Origin of the sequence: Streptomyces sp. NPDC053069 (assembly GCF_044546895.1) — a bacterium.
Taxonomy (GTDB): Bacteria; Actinomycetota; Actinomycetes; order Streptomycetales; family Streptomycetaceae; genus Streptomyces.
In genome coordinates this window covers 21,865-37,240 of sequence record NZ_JBITZN010000025.1, presented here as the reverse complement: position 1 = coordinate 37,240, position 15,376 = coordinate 21,865, and the positions used below count along the sequence as shown (strand labels likewise).

15 protein-coding genes and 6 pseudogenes are annotated in these 15,376 nt (G+C 68.9%); 8 read left to right on the top strand and 13 right to left on the bottom strand.

From position 1 onward, the window contains the following. Positions 1 to 273: 273 nt before the first annotated feature. Positions 274 to 1,455: a glutamate--cysteine ligase gene (locus ACIGXP_RS38520; protein WP_399776434.1), complete on the bottom strand. Its 1,182-nt coding sequence runs from the start codon at positions 1,453 to 1,455 to the stop codon at positions 274 to 276. A 654-nt stretch (positions 1,456 to 2,109) separates the two neighbouring features. Between ACIGXP_RS38520 and ACIGXP_RS38515 the strand changes: the two genes are divergently transcribed. Further along, complete coding sequence (locus ACIGXP_RS38515; protein WP_360162700.1) at positions 2,110 to 2,280, top strand: hydrophobic protein; 171 nt, start codon at positions 2,110 to 2,112, stop codon at positions 2,278 to 2,280. A 728-nt stretch (positions 2,281 to 3,008) separates the two neighbouring features. Here the strand turns inward: ACIGXP_RS38515 and ACIGXP_RS38510 are convergent. The 4 genes and pseudogenes from ACIGXP_RS38510 to ACIGXP_RS38495 form a co-directional block, all read right to left on the bottom strand. Beyond that, positions 3,009 to 3,638 (bottom strand): hypothetical protein, encoded by a 630-nt coding sequence (locus tag ACIGXP_RS38510; protein WP_399776431.1) that lies wholly within the window; start codon positions 3,636 to 3,638, stop codon positions 3,009 to 3,011. Between the two features lie 40 nt (positions 3,639 to 3,678). Beyond that, a complete protein-coding gene (locus ACIGXP_RS38505; protein WP_399776429.1) occupies positions 3,679 to 4,635 on the bottom strand; it encodes a WD40 repeat domain-containing protein in 957 nt (318 codons plus the stop codon). A 180-nt stretch (positions 4,636 to 4,815) separates the two neighbouring features. After that, a pseudogene (locus ACIGXP_RS38500) lies at positions 4,816 to 5,456 on the bottom strand (IS5 family transposase); the annotation flags it as partial. A gap of 38 nt (positions 5,457 to 5,494) precedes the next feature. After that, positions 5,495 to 5,923, bottom strand: coding sequence for a MarR family winged helix-turn-helix transcriptional regulator (locus ACIGXP_RS38495; protein WP_363221061.1), 429 nt, complete (start codon positions 5,921 to 5,923; stop codon positions 5,495 to 5,497). Between the two features lie 65 nt (positions 5,924 to 5,988). Between ACIGXP_RS38495 and ACIGXP_RS38490 the strand changes: the two genes are divergently transcribed. The 3 genes and pseudogenes from ACIGXP_RS38490 to ACIGXP_RS38480 all read left to right on the top strand — a co-directional run. Next, positions 5,989 to 6,444 (top strand): PaaI family thioesterase, encoded by a 456-nt coding sequence (locus ACIGXP_RS38490; protein ID WP_399776426.1) that lies wholly within the window; start codon positions 5,989 to 5,991, stop codon positions 6,442 to 6,444. Then, positions 6,441 to 6,809 carry a GNAT family N-acetyltransferase gene (locus ACIGXP_RS38485; RefSeq protein WP_399776550.1) on the top strand — a complete coding sequence of 123 codons (369 nt, stop codon included), beginning with the start codon at positions 6,441 to 6,443 and terminating at the stop codon, positions 6,807 to 6,809. Before ACIGXP_RS38490 ends, ACIGXP_RS38485 begins: the two co-directional genes overlap by 4 nt. Then, positions 6,797 to 6,886 (top strand): annotated as a pseudogene (locus ACIGXP_RS38480) (dihydrofolate reductase); the annotation flags it as partial. The gene ACIGXP_RS38485 and the pseudogene ACIGXP_RS38480, both read left to right, overlap by 13 nt. A 1,155-nt stretch (positions 6,887 to 8,041) precedes the next feature. Here the strand turns inward: ACIGXP_RS38480 and ACIGXP_RS38475 are convergent. Together ACIGXP_RS38475 and ACIGXP_RS38470 are read right to left on the bottom strand one after the other, a co-directional pair. After that, positions 8,042 to 8,242, bottom strand: a pseudogene (locus ACIGXP_RS38475) (chlorophyllase); the annotation flags it as partial. Positions 8,243 to 8,441: 199 nt separating this feature from the next. Further along, positions 8,442 to 8,813, bottom strand: coding sequence for a hypothetical protein (locus tag ACIGXP_RS38470; RefSeq protein ID WP_399776424.1), 372 nt, complete (start codon positions 8,811 to 8,813; stop codon positions 8,442 to 8,444). A 14-nt stretch (positions 8,814 to 8,827) separates the two neighbouring features. Between ACIGXP_RS38470 and ACIGXP_RS38465 the strand changes: the two genes are divergently transcribed. Beyond that, positions 8,828 to 9,337 (top strand): MarR family winged helix-turn-helix transcriptional regulator, encoded by a 510-nt coding sequence (locus ACIGXP_RS38465; protein WP_399776421.1) that lies wholly within the window; start codon positions 8,828 to 8,830, stop codon positions 9,335 to 9,337. 106 nt (positions 9,338 to 9,443) lie between these two features. Here ACIGXP_RS38465 and ACIGXP_RS38460 read toward each other — a convergent pair. The 4 genes and pseudogenes from ACIGXP_RS38460 to ACIGXP_RS38445 all read right to left on the bottom strand — a co-directional run. Further along, positions 9,444 to 9,848 (bottom strand): annotated as a pseudogene (locus tag ACIGXP_RS38460) (NAD(P)H-dependent oxidoreductase); the annotation flags it as partial. 486 nt (positions 9,849 to 10,334) lie between these two features. Then, the gene (locus ACIGXP_RS38455) at positions 10,335 to 10,904 is read right to left on the bottom strand and encodes a helicase associated domain-containing protein (protein WP_399776418.1); all 570 of its coding nucleotides are present in this window, start codon (positions 10,902 to 10,904) and stop codon (positions 10,335 to 10,337) included. 18 nt (positions 10,905 to 10,922) lie between these two features. After that, positions 10,923 to 11,042: pseudogene (locus tag ACIGXP_RS38450) on the bottom strand (hypothetical protein); the annotation flags it as partial. 126 nt (positions 11,043 to 11,168) lie between these two features. Next, positions 11,169 to 11,510 (bottom strand): hypothetical protein, encoded by a 342-nt coding sequence (locus ACIGXP_RS38445; RefSeq protein ID WP_399776416.1) that lies wholly within the window; start codon positions 11,508 to 11,510, stop codon positions 11,169 to 11,171. A 254-nt stretch (positions 11,511 to 11,764) separates the two neighbouring features. On the opposite strand from ACIGXP_RS38445, the gene ACIGXP_RS38440 reads away from it, so the two are divergent. Together ACIGXP_RS38440 and ACIGXP_RS38435 are read left to right on the top strand one after the other, a co-directional pair. Continuing rightward, on the top strand, positions 11,765 to 12,151 hold the full coding sequence (locus ACIGXP_RS38440; protein WP_399776547.1) for a DEAD/DEAH box helicase family protein: 387 nt from the start codon (positions 11,765 to 11,767) through the stop codon (positions 12,149 to 12,151). Next, positions 12,081 to 12,455 (top strand): DEAD/DEAH box helicase family protein, encoded by a 375-nt coding sequence (locus ACIGXP_RS38435; protein ID WP_399776544.1) that lies wholly within the window; start codon positions 12,081 to 12,083, stop codon positions 12,453 to 12,455. Before ACIGXP_RS38440 ends, ACIGXP_RS38435 begins: the two co-directional genes overlap by 71 nt. Positions 12,456 to 12,977: 522 nt before the next feature. On the opposite strand, the pseudogene ACIGXP_RS38430 reads toward ACIGXP_RS38435, so the two are convergent. Continuing rightward, positions 12,978 to 13,442 (bottom strand): annotated as a pseudogene (locus tag ACIGXP_RS38430) (sigma-70 family RNA polymerase sigma factor); the annotation flags it as partial. A gap of 238 nt (positions 13,443 to 13,680) precedes the next feature. Here ACIGXP_RS38430 and ACIGXP_RS38425 point away from each other — a divergent pair. Continuing rightward, positions 13,681 to 14,022 carry a hypothetical protein gene (locus ACIGXP_RS38425; RefSeq protein WP_399776415.1) on the top strand — a complete coding sequence of 114 codons (342 nt, stop codon included), beginning with the start codon at positions 13,681 to 13,683 and terminating at the stop codon, positions 14,020 to 14,022. 484 nt (positions 14,023 to 14,506) lie between these two features. Here ACIGXP_RS38425 and ACIGXP_RS38420 read toward each other — a convergent pair whose 3' ends face one another. After that, positions 14,507 to 14,929 carry an RICIN domain-containing protein gene (locus ACIGXP_RS38420; RefSeq protein ID WP_399776541.1) on the bottom strand — a complete coding sequence of 141 codons (423 nt, stop codon included), beginning with the start codon at positions 14,927 to 14,929 and terminating at the stop codon, positions 14,507 to 14,509. Positions 14,930 to 15,376: the final 447 nt, after the last annotated feature.

Sequence of the window (15,376 nt, the reverse complement as noted above, 5' to 3'; positions counted from 1 at the left end):
TGGCGTCCCGCCACCGGATTTCGCCCATCGCATCACCGTGCTCCTGGTAGCAACCACGAACAGGCCAGACGTCTCCGACACCCTGCCCGCACGCTCCGCCAACCAAGAACTGCCTCCCGACCCTGACCCGACTACGCGGGCCCTGGCCGCCTGCTGAGTTTCCGCCGGCGGTCCTGGGTCGGGCTCCCGGCCGCTCTCGCCGGGCCGTCCAAGCGCGTCGTTCGGGCTCCCGAGTGGACGGGTTTGCCCGGTGGGCAGGGCTGGTGTTGCTGCTCAGGTTGTCTGCGAGGTGCAGGTGGCCTCGATGACATGGTCCACGACGTCGTGGAGGCTGGAGTGGTGGCGGTAGGCGGCGCGCTGCCGGTCGGCTCCGCTTCCTTGAGTGCGCAGGCGATCCCAGTGGGTGCGTACGAGGTCGAGATCACCGTTGTGACGCAGGGCGGGGGCAAGGGCCCGCAGCATGCTTTCGACCTGCGCGGTCTGAGGGACCAGTTGGCGGCTGATGGGGTCGAGGGCGTGTCCGGTCAGACCGTCGCGTGCCGCTCGCCAGCAGGCCGCGCGCAGTATCTCGGGGGCGGGGCGGGGGGCCGGTTCGCCGGTGCGGATGGCCTCGAGGGCCGTGGCGACGAGGGCGCGGATGACGGCGGCGAGCAGGATGGTGTCCTCGGGGGTGAGTCCTGCATCGGCGACGCGTACCTCGACGGTGGGCTGGTGGTGGGAGGGGCGGATGTCCCAGTAAAGGCCGCCGCGGTCCATGACCGCTCCCGTGCGGATGAGTTCTTCGACCAGGTCCTGGAAATGGGCGGGGGAGTCGAAGTAGGGCGGCGGGCCGGCCACCGGCCATCGCCCCCAGGTGGTGGTGCGCCAGCTGGCGTAGCCGGTGTCGCGGCCGTCCCAGTACGGTGAGTTCGCCGCCAGCGCGGTCAGCGTCGGCAGCCAGGGTCTCAGGCGGTTGCTCACTTCGATCGCTTCATGCGGATCGGCCACGCCGACGTGCACGTGACACGCACACGCACTCTGCTCGTCGTCCAGCGCGCGGAAGAGGGACAGGCTCTCTGCGTAACGCGTGCCTGGCGTGATGGGCACGGGGGTGACCAGTCCGATGATCGGGGATCCGCTGGAGGCGATGCGCAGGCCGCGGCCTGCGGCCGCACGTGCCAGAGCCGTTCGCGTGGCGCGGAGTTCTTCGGCTGCCTTGCTCAAGCAGGTGTGCGGGTCGGTACGACCTTCGACCTGGTAGCGGGTCAATTCGGTGCCGACGCGGTGGCCGAGCTCACTGGCTGCCGCGGCGGCCACTTGCGGGCCCTGAGGGCTGACGGCCCTGCTGACGGGATCGATGAGGAGGAACTCCTCCTCCACTCCCACCGTCAGCGGAGCGGACATCCCCTCGAGGGCGTCGGGGCGAGCGGCAGGGACGTCGTCCGGCGGTGATTGCTGCTGTGACTGACTGGTCATGGTGTGTGCACTGTGGCAGAGGACCCTGCCATACAGGCGGTGAAACGGCATGCTCGTCCGGTTTTCGACCGGCTCCCCCGGCGGTGGGCGCGCCGGTGCCGGCGCCGATGATTGGACTTACCCCTCGATCGGGTAGAGCCGTTCGAGGTTTCCGGGCAGGTTCAGGCCGAGTCGGTGGTCCATGCCTTCTACCTGCGGGCGATGGCCGGTTCGGCCGTCGAGGCCAACCGGTTCGCTCCTGCTGAGGTCAGTTTCCTGTCTCTCCGGTTCTGCGCCGGGATGCCCGCTGTCCGGGGTGGTCTGTGTCGCGCCACGTGATCTAACGCCGCCCGGAGATGCTCGCGTGACGGCGTGTGCGGCGTGGTGATTCAGGCAATCCGCAGGTGTGGTCGCTTGTTTGTTCCTGGGCGGTGGCTGGGTCGAGGCGGTGCTGTGGACGGGTCCGGCAGCATGGGCTGCCTTGCCCCCTGCCTGCGACAAACCTGTGTTCTTAACCCTGAGTGGTCGGCGGCAGGGGACTGGTGGTGCGTGAGATGGGCGCGTGGGGGAAGCGGTGACGGCGTGCGCATGCCCTTAGCCCGACGGAAATAATTCATATTTTGCGTGCTTGTAGGGCGGAAGTAAGGGCATCCGGTGGCCAGGAGGTTGATAACGATGGTTCCCCTGCTTCTGGTTCTCCTGCTGGCCCTGATCCTCTTCGGCGCCGGTTTCGCACTGAAGGCGCTGTGGTGGATCGCGGTGATCGTGCTGATCGTGTGGTTGCTCGGCTTCGTCGTCCGAACCGCAGACGGCGCAGGCCGCAAGGGCCGCTGGTACCGCTGGTAGCAACAAGCCCTCAGCGCGCAGCGTGAAAGGGCCGCGCGGGCAACACATGGCGAAGTGGGTCCGGCCGCAGACGGCCGGGCCCACTTCATGCGTTACGGGTACATCCCTGCTGGGACGGATCGGGCGTATCGGGTGGATCAGAGGGTACGTGGGTGATGCACCGGCCTCGCAGAAGCAGCAGTGGAACCCTGCGCCTCCTAAAGCTGCGGGGCCGATGCTCACATCCGGCGCCTTCACCGCCCCACTCACGCTCGACGGCAGCCGCATGCCTTGACCCCCACCACGCTGGCTAGTGTGATCACACTCGAACCACCATGGGAGCGGGGCGTCCTCCTATAGCGTCAGAGCCGGCCGACAGCTCGAAATCCGACAGCGGGCCGGCCGACTGGAAGCCCACCAACCATGCCTTCTGGTGCACGTACGCCAAGGACTACACCCACATCAAGTCGGTCTGGAAGCGGACTACCACCGACGAGGAGAAGACGGCGCTGTCGTCCATGCTCGCGGTAGGGTCGACGCGGCCAGGAGGTGCCAGGGCACGGGCCGTGCCTCGGGGCGTCGGAGCCGTCGCCCGCCGACGATCAGCGCGAGCACGGCGACGACGAGGAGCAGAGTCCCCAGGACACTCAACAGCACAGGCAGCACGGTCGGCCTTCCTCTGAGCGTGCGTCGAACCGGAGGACCAGCGGAGCCCTCGGGCACGCCGTCCCGATGAGCCCGCCCGGCGATCAGAGCAGGGCGTGCGTGAGACACCCCGCGTGCGGGAACGGCTTGCGGTTGCCGGTCATCGGGAGGATCTCGGCTCGCCGGCGGCGGGCACCCGTGGCGGCACGGGTCAGCACAACCATGGCGTTGACGCCGCGGGAGCGCTCGCCGCGGTACCGCTCGACAGCGCGCTCCGCGTCCTCACCGACGGCGGTGAGGATCTCCTCGACGAAACAGAAGGGGCAGCCGCGCTCCAGCCGCGCGGCCATGACGGGAAGGCGTTCCCCTCGCGTCCGGACAGCGACGAATCCGGTGCTCGAGACCCCCACCGTGGTCGACTCGGGACCGTCCGGTCCGCACACCGCGAGCACGCGCTGCCGCAGCTGCTGCTCCTCGACCACCGGGATGGAGGGGACCACGGTCTGCAGGACGGTGGCCACGACCGCACCCAGCACGCAGAACCCGGCAATCACCCAGGCGACGACCGCCATCCAGCCCGGGGTCCAGCGCTCGGCGGCGAACGTGCCGACCCCGGCCCACACCCCCAGGCTCAGCCGGTCCCGCCAGCGGGGCGGGTCGTGTCGCAAGATGCGCAGCAGGTCCCACAGTGCCAACGCCAGGGACACCAGCACGGCGCCGTAAGCGGCGTTCACCGCCACCTCACCCGGCTCTGCCCGAGGGGCCCCGGTGCCGTCATGAGTGCTCCTTCGCCACGTCCCACACCCGCGGGTCGTCGTCGTAGCCCGCGGTGACGACCAGGTGCGGCCCGTCGAAGGGCCGCACCTGGCAGGCCGCCCGGGCCCAGCCGTGTCCGCTGAGCAGACCGGCGAGGTCCGTGCCCAGGGCGCCGAGGTGCTCGCCCGTGGAGGGGTCCCGCACGGCGGTCCCGGGGCCGTCGCCGCCGACCAGGAGCGGCCGGCGCTCACCGACGTCCGCCTGGCAGAGGGCGTACACCGGTCCGCTGCCTTCCGTCAGCGCCCGCGCTTCCTGGCGTTCCTCCAGGTCCCACAGCCGCACGATCCCGTCCCGGCCGCCCGAGGCCAGCAGGGTGCGGTCGCCGTCGGAGACCTCGCAGAGCGTCCACACGAATCCGCGGTGCCCGGTCAGTTCCGCATGGCGCTGCCCCGACTCGGGGTGCCAGACGGTCACGGAGCCGAGGCCGTGCCCGGCCGCGATCAGCGTCCGGCCGCCCGTCCGTACCGTGGACAGGGCGAAGATCCACCCTTTTCCGGAGCCGGTGTCGATCGCACGCACCAGGCTGCCGTCACTGGGATCCCACAGGCGTACGACGCGGTCGGCGCCCGCCGACGCCAGCAGCTCCTGCCCGGAAACGCACACGGTGCACAGGGCGTTCACCCAGCCGCGATGGCCCTTCAGCCGGACCAGGGGTTCGCTCGGCTCGCCGGGGTTCCACAGGCAGAGGACGCCGCGCCGGCCGCCGGACGCCGGCCGCGTCCCGCCGTCCACGGGGACCTCGCACAGTGCACGGATCCATGCGCGCGAGCCGGTGATCACCGCGATGTCCTCGCGGGCGGACGGGTCGGCGAGCCGGATCACCTTGCGGTGCCCGGAGTAAGCCACCAGGCGGCGGTCGCCGACCGTCACCTCGCACACCGCCTGGTAACTGGGCCGGAACCGGAATCTGCCCAACCTGCCCTCCCACGCACCGACGCCCTGCGTTGTTGTGCTGCCCTGATCCTTCGGGGCGTGCGCAGTCATGACAACCGCCTTGCTGCGTAGATCGGTTACGCATTTTGCGGACCGCATGTGCGTGCCGGACCGCTACCGGTTCGGCCGTCGCGCTGCTGTACTGGTGGCCGGGGTCGCGGTTTGGTCGGCGGGCTGCGGGATGACCGCCCGGATCCCGCGCTGCCGAAGACGGGTTCGGATCGCGGGCGACGAGTAGGCCTTGTCGGCCAGGATCATTTCCGGTGTGATCCTGGGCCGGCCGATCGGCCGCGGTACCCGCAGGCAGGCCATGACCTCGGGAAACGCGGGTGCGTCACCGGCCTGACCCGGCGTGAGGACGAAGGCGAGCGGTCTGCAGCGGCGGTCGGCGGCGAGGTGGATCTTGGTGGTCAGTCCGCCGCGGGACCGTCCGAGGGCATGGCCGTCCGGCTCGCCGACCGGGGCCCCTTTTGACGGGCCCCGGCAGCGTGCTGATGAGCCCGCATGATCGTGGAGTCGACCGCGACGATCCAGTCGAGGTCGCCTTCGGCGTCGGCCTGGGCCAGCAGAGCGGTGAAGACCTTCTCCCACGTGCCGTCGGCAGCCCACTTCCGCAGCCGGTTGTGAGCGCCCTTCCATGAGCCGAAGTGCTCGGGCAGGTCCATCCACGCAGTGCCGGTGCGGTACTTGAACGCGATCGCGTCGATCACCTGCCGGTGATCACGCCACCGCCCGCCCCGCTTCGGCGTCCGGTCCGGCAGCAACGGCTCGATCCTCGCCCACTGGGCGTCGGTCAACGACACCCATTGACCAACGATCAGATGATCCGAAGGAAAACGGCCTAGGCGTGCCAGTGCGCGAGCTTGTGCAGCGCTGCCGCGGCATGGGTGAAGTCGTCGTCGCCGAGGAGATCGCGCATTTCCGCGTTGAACCGGTCGATCTCTGGACCGGCGTTGCGCAGTGCCGCCGCGCCCGCGTGCGTCAGCTGCAGTACGACTGCACGGTGTTCCTGGGGGTGGGCACTCTTGGCCACGAGCCCGGCAGCGGTGAGCCGGCCGACCAGCGGCGTCACCGCAGACTGACGCAGGCCGAGGGCGCGGGCGAGTCCCTGCTGGGTCAGGCCCGGCTGGTCTCGCACGGCGAACAGGGCACCGAGTTGGGCGGTGGTGACCCCAGCAGCGGCCAGGCAGCGGCGGTCCGCGGCCAAACGCAGGGTATGTGCGGCTCGCTGCAGGAGGAAGAACAGGCGTTGGTCAGTATCAGGCGGCATGGTCCGATCTTGACAGGGCGAGCCGTGCGACGCGATGCTCAGTCCACTAGTGAAGTGAGGTTGTGGTGAACGCATACACCCCGAATCTGGCACTCGCCCGGAAGGTGCTGGCCTCACAGCCCTTCAGCATCTACCTCGGCGCCCGGCTGACGGCTTTCGGAGACGGCGCCGCCGTCCTGGAGTTGGACGTCCGCGAGGAATTGCGCCAGCAGAACGGCTTCGTCCACGGCGGTGTCCTCAGCTACGCCGCCGACAATGCGCTCACTTTCGCTGCCGGTACGGTCGCCGGCCCTGGGCTGCTCACCGCCGGCTACACCATCGACTACCTACGTCCTGCCCGGGGCGAGGTACTCCGGGCCCATGCCCGGGTCGTGCGCCCCGGCCGCACTCGGGTTGTCTGCCGTTGCGACCTTTTCATGATGAACTCCGATGGGGCTCAGACGCTCTGCGCGATCGCTCAGGGCACTATCGCCGTCGCTGAAACCGTCCTGCCGGATTCCGCCGACCAGGCAGCAAGCTGATCAAAATCCTTCCTTGCGTCCCCGCTGGCCGAGCCACTGTTCGGACCGCTGCAGATCCTGCTCGCGGAGGACGAGATGGTGATCGGCGGCATCGGGTTCTTCGGCCCCCGGACGAGACGGGCACCGCCGGCCTCGGCTACGGCGTCGCCCCCGAGGCCGAGGGCCGTGGCTACGCCACCGAGGCCCTGCGTGCCCTGGTGCACCACGGCTTCGCCGACGCCAGGGTGTGGCGGGTTCTCGCCGAGACCGCCCACGACAACGTCGCCTCCCAGCGCGTCCTGGAGAAGGCCGGCCTGCGCCGGATCTCCTCCGACGAGAACCTCCACTACCACGCCATCGAAGGATGGCCGCTGTGCGCACGCTGACCTACTACGTGGCCACCACCCTCGACGGGTTCATCGCCGGCCCGGACGGGGGCGACCCGACCGGTCCCGACGGGTTCCTCTACGCGGCTGCGTTCGGTATCTGACCCGATCTGCGCCGCGCGGGCCAGCGGGACGAAGACGTGAGGCCAGCTGCGGGCGTGCTGGCGGGCTGCCCGCAGCTGGCCCTGAACCGGCGCGCTTCGCCTTAGGGTCAGCAGACGAGCTTGACAGGCCCCATGCACAAGGCCGTCACCGGGTGGCATCTTTTCCCGGATGCGTCCACAGTTGAAACGCCCACCATGGGCAGTTCCGCTCGGGGTTCAGCTCTGGTCACCGAGCCGGACGCCCTGCTCGGGCCCCGTTCCGGCGATGGCCGACTTCACCCGTCGGTGGCCGGGGCGGGGCTCGTGCGACGTGGTGCATCCCGGGCCGTAACTTGGGCGCGGTGGCGTCGCCACGAGGTAAGTCATGGCCCCGGGGTGCCCGTCACGCCGAAGGGCCGTTCCTCCGTGAGGTGGCTGCGCAGGAACGGCCCTTCGGCGCATCGGTGCCCGGCCTTCGACACGCGTGAGTGGGAGGGCCGAGCTGAGACGCCGCTCGGCGCGAACGCCGGGAGCCGAGGGGGCTTCACCGGGTGAAAGAGCCGTTGGGCGGGACATTATGACGGGGTGTCGGCGGACACATGAGGGGGTCGACTTGCGTGCAGATGAATGCGGTCAGTTTCTGGTGCACTGGGGGTGTCGATCAGCACCTGCGGCTTGGTCGGCGTGTGGCGGCGGAGCGTGGGGTTGACAGTGGCTTGGACCCGCGCCTGGTGGGGACGGCGGTGTTTTGCCGCGGGTTGGGTCCCAGGGCGATGAGCCTGTCCGGGATCGCCAGGGGGCCCGCGCTACAAGTGCCAGGGGGCCTTGGGGCCCTGACGGCAGTGCTCCTCGCCGGCCGGGCTTGTTGATGGCACTTCGAAGAAGGCGCGCTGATGATCGTGTTACGAGCTGGACCGCGAAAAGCCGCCGGTACGTTGTCCGTTGCAGTCGGTTGGACGAGTCGAGTGTGTACGCGGGAAGCTTGGGGGCCGCGCCGGACAGGAAGCCCGGTCCGCCGTTGTTGAGGTTCGTCTTGCCGGATGTGCCCGCGGCGGCCCAGTCGATCTCGACGGCGAAGGCACAAAAGCAGGTGGCATTCTGCAGGGTGAGCTCGAACACTTCGGGATCGTTCGGCGAGATCTTGTAGGGCATCGTGGAGAAGTCGACAGCCCCGATGGTCGGCCACTGCTCGGCCATGGGCCCGTTGAGGACTTCGCCGCCCCTGCCGGGCGCGGCGAGCAGTACGCCCGCCTTGATCCGTGGCTCGACCAGGTGGACCACGTTCCCGGTGTCGGGGTCGTTGAGCCCGGCGCCCAGTAGGAGGGCGGCAGTGAAGCCGCCGAGCGAGTGCCGAACCCGGCGAGTTCCTGGACGACGACGTGCCCATCACCTGCCCGCATGCCAGCGGGTCTGTGAGAAGTGACGGCGCAGCGAAGCCCCGCCTGAGGTGAGGCGGAAGTAGGCAGGCGGGGCCTCGTCATGCACGGTACCGGCCGATGGCGGGAATCGGCTGCCCTGAAGCGTGCTCGAGGTGCAGGCCACTGAGCGTTCAGTGCATGTGGAACCACCACGCCGACGCGAGGTGAAGAACACCGAGGAGGCCGGCGCAGATGGCCATGCCTTTGTTCCTTTGCTGCACGCCGATCGCGCTGTCGCCGATCTGGGCCAGGCCGGCGACGGCGAGAACGGGGGCGATGGTAGACCGGTCGCCCAGGGCGAACAGGGCGAGGGTGACGGCGGCGAGGGGGATCGCCCGGGCTCCGTAGGCGTTCGCGTAAAGGTGTGTGCCCCTGTTGACGACCATGCCGTTGGGCAGGGCCAGGCCGGGTCTGATCATTCCGGCGATGCAGAAGCCGGCCGAGGTGAGGGAGGCGAGGCTGTTGGCGCCAATAAGGATGGCCTGGACGGTGGACGAGTTCACAGTTACGTCTCCCCGTGAATCATTCTGACCGTGAATGGTTTTTTGAGGCTATCATTTTAGTCATGAGCGATGTCAATGGGACGACGATTGGCGATACCTCGGGCCTCACCTCGACGGTGGTGTTCAGGCTCGGCACTCTCGGTACGGTGGTCACCGACCGGTTCACACGGGAGATCGAGGGGCTGGGCCTCAAACCCAAGCATGTCGGCCTGATGGCCGCGCTCAGCCTTGCCGCCGTGGCGTCCCAGCAGGAACTGGCCGCGCGGATGGGTGTCGCGCCCAGCTTGATGGTGTCGCTGGCCGACCACCTGGAGGGCCTCGGCGCGGTTCGGCGGGTCCGGGATCCGCGGGACCGCCGACGGCAGGTACTGACACTCACCGAGGAGGGGCAAGGCCTGCTGGAACGGTGCACGTCCGTGGCGCAAACCCTGGACGAGGAGTTCGTGGCCGGGCTGACGGAGAAGCAACGGAAGGCGCTTGACGAGGCGCTGCGCGTGATGGCGGACCGCGCCGGCCTGCCGTAGAGGACGAGGGAAGCGGGACGGTCCCTCGCTCATCTGTCGTGAGCGAGGGGCCGTTCCTGACGTTGGCGCTTCGAGGTGGTGGATTGCATCGGGCTCTCGCCCGGCCTCCCACCGCCATATGCAGCGAGGGGATCTCGTAGTCGCCGAAATTCTCCCGCCGGAACGCGATCGGCGCGGTCGACTCCAGGGTGAGCAGGCACTGCTTCCATGCCTTGGCGACGTCCGGGTAGTCCTCGGCAGTCATCCGGTCAGCGCCGTACAGCACGAACGGTGGCAGCACCTCGATACCCGGGTAGTAGAGGATGCCGTGCTGGATCGGGAACAGCAGATCGTCGATGGGGCCGTTGATTCCGCGAGCGGCGTAATGCGACTCCGGGCCTCCGACGGTCACCGACAGCAGAGCCTTCCTGCCCGCGAGGGTGCCTACGCCGAAGCGCTCACCGTATTTGGTGTCGCTGTGCTCGCCGACGCCGTCGGCGAAGTGGTAGGTGAACACCCGGTCCAAGACGCCGGGCGGCCGAGTCCGGGACGAATCAGGCATGGAGCTGCTGGTTCTGTCCGCGGCCCCCGGCAGCCCCGCCGAGGACGGGCTGCGGCTGCTCGCAGGCCTGGGCGCGGCCAGCGGTGACGCGCAACATGCCCGTGCGGCAGGAGCAGGACCAGGCCGTGCCTGAGTCGAGGGTCGGCGGCGGCTGGCTTTCACGTTTCCTTACCGGGGCCGGGGTGGCAACCACCGCCGGCCGTTCCTTCACCGCACATGTCTGAACTGCCGTCGCCCGCAGAGATCGAAGTCGCTCGCACGTCCGCCGGCGGCTGGAAGCGTGACCAACTCGTCGCTACGGGCGTCCCGTAGCCCCCGCCGAAGGGCTGTGAGGACGAGCTGACCGACCGCTGGAAGGCCGCCCAGCGGCACGGCTGACCCGACGACAGCGGGGCCGGGCAGAATCACCCCGCAGGTGTCCCTCGCGTTCGTAGAACTGCCGGGCGGCCGCGTAGTTCATGGCCCATTTGTCGGCCTGTGTACGGCGCGGAGACGGCTTCTCGTCTTCGGTGGCGGGTTGGATGCCGAGGATGTGTTCGCCCATCCATCGCTGTACGCCTGTGAGTTTGTCCCAGCCGAGGCGGACGGAGCTACCCACCGGCCAAGGTCTTCGCCCTGGTGCACGACCTTGCCCGGCGACATGGGCAGTTCGCCGCCGGCTTCCAGGTGGAGCCGGGTGAGGTGGAAGGCGCGTTGCCACTCGACGGGCCAGGTGGGGCACCATGAGGGGTCGATGTCGTCCAGTTGATCGCGCCGCTCCTGCGACAGCGCGCCGGCCGCCGACTGAATCGGCAGGCCCTCGGCACGCCGCTGCGCGATCTCGGCAGCCTTGCGGGCGGCGGCCCGCTGGTTGTTCAGCCAGATGCCCACCTTGTAGCCCTGGAAGGTGGCGTCCAGTGACGCGAGCAGGTGCCCGTTCTGCGCGGCCCACCCGCGCGCGGCGGCACGTCCTTCCTCCCATGCGACGTCGTAGTGCGACCAGACCATGCCCAGCTTCTCCAGCTGCTCCACGCGGTCCTCGTCCATGTCTCCGCGGGAGTAGAACCGCCGTGCATCGGCGATCCACTGCCCCAGCGGGAAGTTGGCGAGCGAGGCCGGCCGCCTCTCGGTCTCCACCGCCTGGTCGTCGCGGCCGGGTACGCGGTACGTGAATGGGACCTTCAGGTCGCCGTGCTCGCGGGCGTGGATGACGGCGGCCTCGATGCCGCGCAGCCAGTGCTCGTGCTCGGGACTGAGGACCCGCAGGTTGATGAACGCCGCCAGCTGCGCGGTCGCGCGGCGTGGAGAACTTCAGCAGCTGCCGGGCAGGAGTGGGAAGCCCTTCTCCACGACCGTGCCGTCCGCGGCGATCCCGGCCACGAACTCCCCGAGAACCCGCCGCCGGTGGTTCGGCTTGTGCTCGCCGCACAGCCAGTCCGCCCAGATCACCTCGGGGTACAGCTCCGCGTCCGCGGCGTGCAGTTGCGCGGCGACATCGGGGAGGCCGGCCACGAACGCCTCGGCTTCCTTGACGACGTGGTGGAAGACGAGCGTGCGCCGGAAGTTCTCCTCCGCCGACGCCTTCACCAGGGCCGTCTGGAGCGCGGCGAGCCGGGCCCCGCGGACCTCGTCCGAGCGGCCCTCAGCACCCAACAGCTGCGCGGCCTGGAGCCGGGTGTCGCGGTTCGTTTGTTCTGATCGGTGTCCGGGGCGTGGGCGGCTCGGCGCGGTTTGTACAGCCACCATCCCAGGGGGAAGCCGTCGTGTTCGGTGCGGTAGTCGGCTGCGGTGAGGTTGCCGTGCTGGGCGGGCTGGTTGGGGAGGTTTCGGTGGTGGTGCCAGAGCGCGGGCGCGTTCGCTGGTGAGGCCGATGTCGGCGAGCTGCTGTTGCTGTTCGGGGTCGTGGGCTGTTCGTGTCGGCGACGGGCACCGGCAAGACACTGGTGTCGATCCGGGTGGCCGATGGGCTCGGCGTGCGGCTGGTGCTGTTCGTGGTGCCCACGCTGGATCTGGCGGCGCAGAGCGCGCTGGCCTGGCGCCGGGATGGCCACGGCGAGCACATGGTGATCGTGTCCTCGATGGATGTGGCCGGCCGCGACGAACTGGTGGCCGCCAGGATCATGTCGACCACCAGCCCGCATGCGCTGGGCGGGCTGATGTCGGCGGTGGGGGAGCGCAGAGGATCAGATTCGGCCGTTGACGGTGATCTGCACCTACGACTCCATGAACAAGATCGAGGAAACTCAGAAGACGGGGTACGCGGTCCTGCCGTTCGACCTTGCGGTCATGGATGAGGCGCACCGGATCGCAGGCCGGGCCGACGAGAAGTGGGCGATCGTCAACGACGCCAAGCGCATTCACGCGGACCGCCGCCTCTACATGACCGCCACCCCCGGATCTTCGCCGCTCCCGAGCTGGCGGACTTCCGGGTGGAGCGAGACGCGCCGTTGCTGTTGCCGCCGCGGTTGCTGTGCGCGTCGAGGCTCCCGGCCCTACCGGGTGTTCTGTGCGCTGGGTAGAAAGGGGCCGGGCGGGCTGGCGCCGCCTTCCCGACGGGGTTCGGGTCCAGCTCGGGGCGCGGCGGCTCGCGCGGCATAGGACCTCTGAAGGCAGTGGCTACACACACCGCACCTGGGTCGGGACCGCGTAGCTGCGGTGCCCGGATCAGCGTATGTGGACGGTTCTGGGCGGGGTCGTGAGGTCCGCGTAGCGGTGGCCGCCGTGTGGTCCGTCTACGTCGTAGAGCACGCCGCGGAACTGAACGTCGCCGCGGTGGTGAACCCTGATCTTCACGTCCATCGTGGCCTCCTCTTGGACCGCGCTGTCTACGATCCGGCCGCATGCGACGGTGTGCCATGCGCCGCGTGTGCCCGCGTGTTCCTGCGCGCAGAACTGCGCGTACCGCACCCCGTCGCTGTCACCATGGCCCTTGACACGGATGATGTGGCCGACATGCACGGTGCCCGGTGAGACGGTCAGACCGACACTGCCCTTGGCGAAAGCGGGCGTTACCGCCAAAACGACGGCTGCCACTACCAGCGCGCCGGTTGCGGTAGCCGTGGCCACCGGGCGCCGGAAGCCGGCTTGCTGGCAAGGCCGCTGACGAGATTCATCTCGTTGCTCCCTTTGTTGGGACAGAAGCGCCCGCGCATGGACGAGGGGACGAGCTATCCGCAGCCTGTCGTGCAACTCCTGACGGAGCTGGGCGAGTGCTCGGTGCAGTGTGCTCTTGACCGTTCCGGGCGCCATGCCGAGGGCGGTGGCCGTCTCGTCGGTGGACATCTGCTCCGAGTGCCGTAATACGACGACGCTGCGCTGCTGGGGCGCCAGCGTCTTCATGAGGTCCATCAGCCACTGGCGGTCGGCGTGCTGCTCGGTGGGGAGTCCTGGAGTTTCCGGGTCCGCCACCACTCGGTGCGGGTGTTGATCATGACGATAGGTGCGCTCGAGCGCGGTCTGCAGCAGATCCTGGGCCTCGAGCGGATCGGGGACCAGGCGGCGAGCGCTGCGCAGCAGAGCGTCGTGCCGTGAACGGACGTACTCCTCGAAGTCCGGCACCTCGCTGTCTTGTTTACGCGGGTTCACGATCGGGCTCCCTATTTTCGTGGCGTGAGCAGTGGTGACGTGCCTCGGAGGCTGGCGTGGGACGACACTGGGCGGGCCGACGTGCGACCGTCGGCGCCTCCGCCGTAGAGCGAAGAGGCCACCCAGGTCAAAGCCGACACGACGCAGGGCACTGGCGTCTGCCCCGAGAAGCGGCCGCAGTGCCCGAGGGGCCCGGGATCTGCGTGAGATCCCGGGCTCCCGCAGACGGGGAGACGGTGTGGGCGGCGACTTGGTAGAGGCGCCGTCACTGCATCTCGATACGTCTGTCGGTTGCGGCTGCCTGCTCATCACCCCCGCGGTGAACGTCGTCCTGGTGCGGATCGAACTCGGTGACGTGGGCATCGCCTCCGGCGTGCTGTCGACGGCCCCGCAGATCGGCGCCGCGCTCGGCGTCGCGGTGATCGGCGCGGTGTTCTACGCCGCTTTCGGCCACCCGGCCATTGACCGGGCCCATGCAGCCGGCCACACCCTCGCCACGGCACGGCGTCTGTCGGGACCATGGCCGTTCGGCGATCGTCGCGACCATGCTGGTGTGTCTGCTCCTCGGTGGCCGAGGTGACTGACGGTGGCTAACACCAATCACCGAGCTCTGCACCTGCGCCCGAAGCCGCGACTGTCGTCTGCGCCGACGAGCTCGGACCGGTGATCCCCCACACGTTGAGCCTGGGGTCTGACGCGATGGCCGGTCCCCTGCACCGGCCAGTTCGCCAGGCCAAGAGAGCGCCAGTCAGCGGAAGGTGAACTTCTGATCCCGGGCCCCGTTGCACCGCCACAGGATCAGAGGGGTGTTGTTGGCCGTCCCTCCACCCTTCACGGACAAGCACTTGTCGTGTTGTCCGCCCGCTTGCGGCTTGATCTGACAGTGGCGCATAGAGCCGCCGCACATGAGGAGGAAGTCCTGGTTCCTCTCGACGCCCAGCAGGCCGGCGCCACGGAGGACCAGCTCCGCGCCATCACCGCCGAAGGCCTCGGCCAGATGTACTCTGATCATCAGCACTCGGCCGTGGCCGAAGCGAGACAGGCCAGGCACCGATCGCGGAACCTTACCGACTCTTACGTGAGTACCAGATCTGCGTGCTCCCGGGGCCCTTGTAACAGTTTCCTTGAACGACCTGTACACCGATGTAGGTTTGGCTTCCCTTCGTGCCGGCGCACTTACCCGAGTGAGCATTCACCAGGAGGTACCTGGTTCCGCTTACTGAGCTTGCTCGCCACAGCTGTGAGTGGTCCTTCGTCGACGTGCAGTTTCCTACTGCCAGCGCAGCGCCGCTCTTGGTGCTCGCTCCGGCAACACCAAGGCACCTTCCGTCTTGGCTCCGAAGTTTCCAGTAGGTGTAGCCACCCACGACCGTGGCGTTGGTCGAGCGCCACCCATCGTGGCGGAAGTAGTTACAGTCGGCGGTCCAGACACGGCTTGCCCCAAGTGCATCGTCCAGGCATGAACCCGCCTCACCGGCAGCGAGCATGATCTGGTACTTCGGGGCAGCAGCCGCCTTGGCGTTGAAGTCCTGCACACTGAATTCGGCGGCGGACCGCGAGGCGGCCGGCTGGTCCGCTTGAGCGGGGACAGCCGCAGCCAGGCCGGCAGTCATGGTGATTGCCGTCGCGGTGAGCGTGAGGCGCTTGTGTACCTGCATTATCCGGTTCCCTCCTCTTCTGATCTTGATTGACTGGCGGGACGCGTCGGGGCGGGGCAGTCCCACGGGGGTGGCCCGCCCTGCAGCTGTGGGCTCATCGCTTGCAGAGAGCCCAGATCCGTCATGGGCCACGACCGGTTGTCTGCCCGGGGGCGCTGGCGAGCGAGGTGTGGCGGCGGTCGGTTCCGCGCCACCTGTCCAGCCCTGTTGACGATGTGTCGCAGGGTGTACGGCGGTGCGAAGGCAGACCCGCGATGACGTTGGTGCACCTGGCGT

What these genes read in the sequence shown, in the direction of transcription:
- ACIGXP_RS38455 (WP_399776418.1), bottom strand. Translation starts at nt 10,904, where the DNA reads ATGGACGAGGACCGCGTGGAGCAGCTGGAGAAGCTGGGCATGGTCTGG.
- ACIGXP_RS38420 (WP_399776541.1), bottom strand. Translation starts at nt 14,929, where the DNA reads ATGCTCGCTGCCGGTGAGGCGGGTTCATGCCTGGACGATGCACTTGGG.
- ACIGXP_RS38520 (WP_399776434.1), bottom strand. Translation starts at nt 1,455, where the DNA reads ATGACCAGTCAGTCACAGCAGCAATCACCGCCGGACGACGTCCCTGCC.
- ACIGXP_RS38495 (WP_363221061.1), bottom strand. Translation starts at nt 5,923, where the DNA reads ATGCCGCCTGATACTGACCAACGCCTGTTCTTCCTCCTGCAGCGAGCC.
- ACIGXP_RS38515 (WP_360162700.1), top strand. Translation starts at nt 2,110, where the DNA reads ATGGTTCCCCTGCTTCTGGTTCTCCTGCTGGCCCTGATCCTCTTCGGC.
- ACIGXP_RS38435 (WP_399776544.1), top strand. Translation starts at nt 12,081, where the DNA reads ATGAACAAGATCGAGGAAACTCAGAAGACGGGGTACGCGGTCCTGCCG.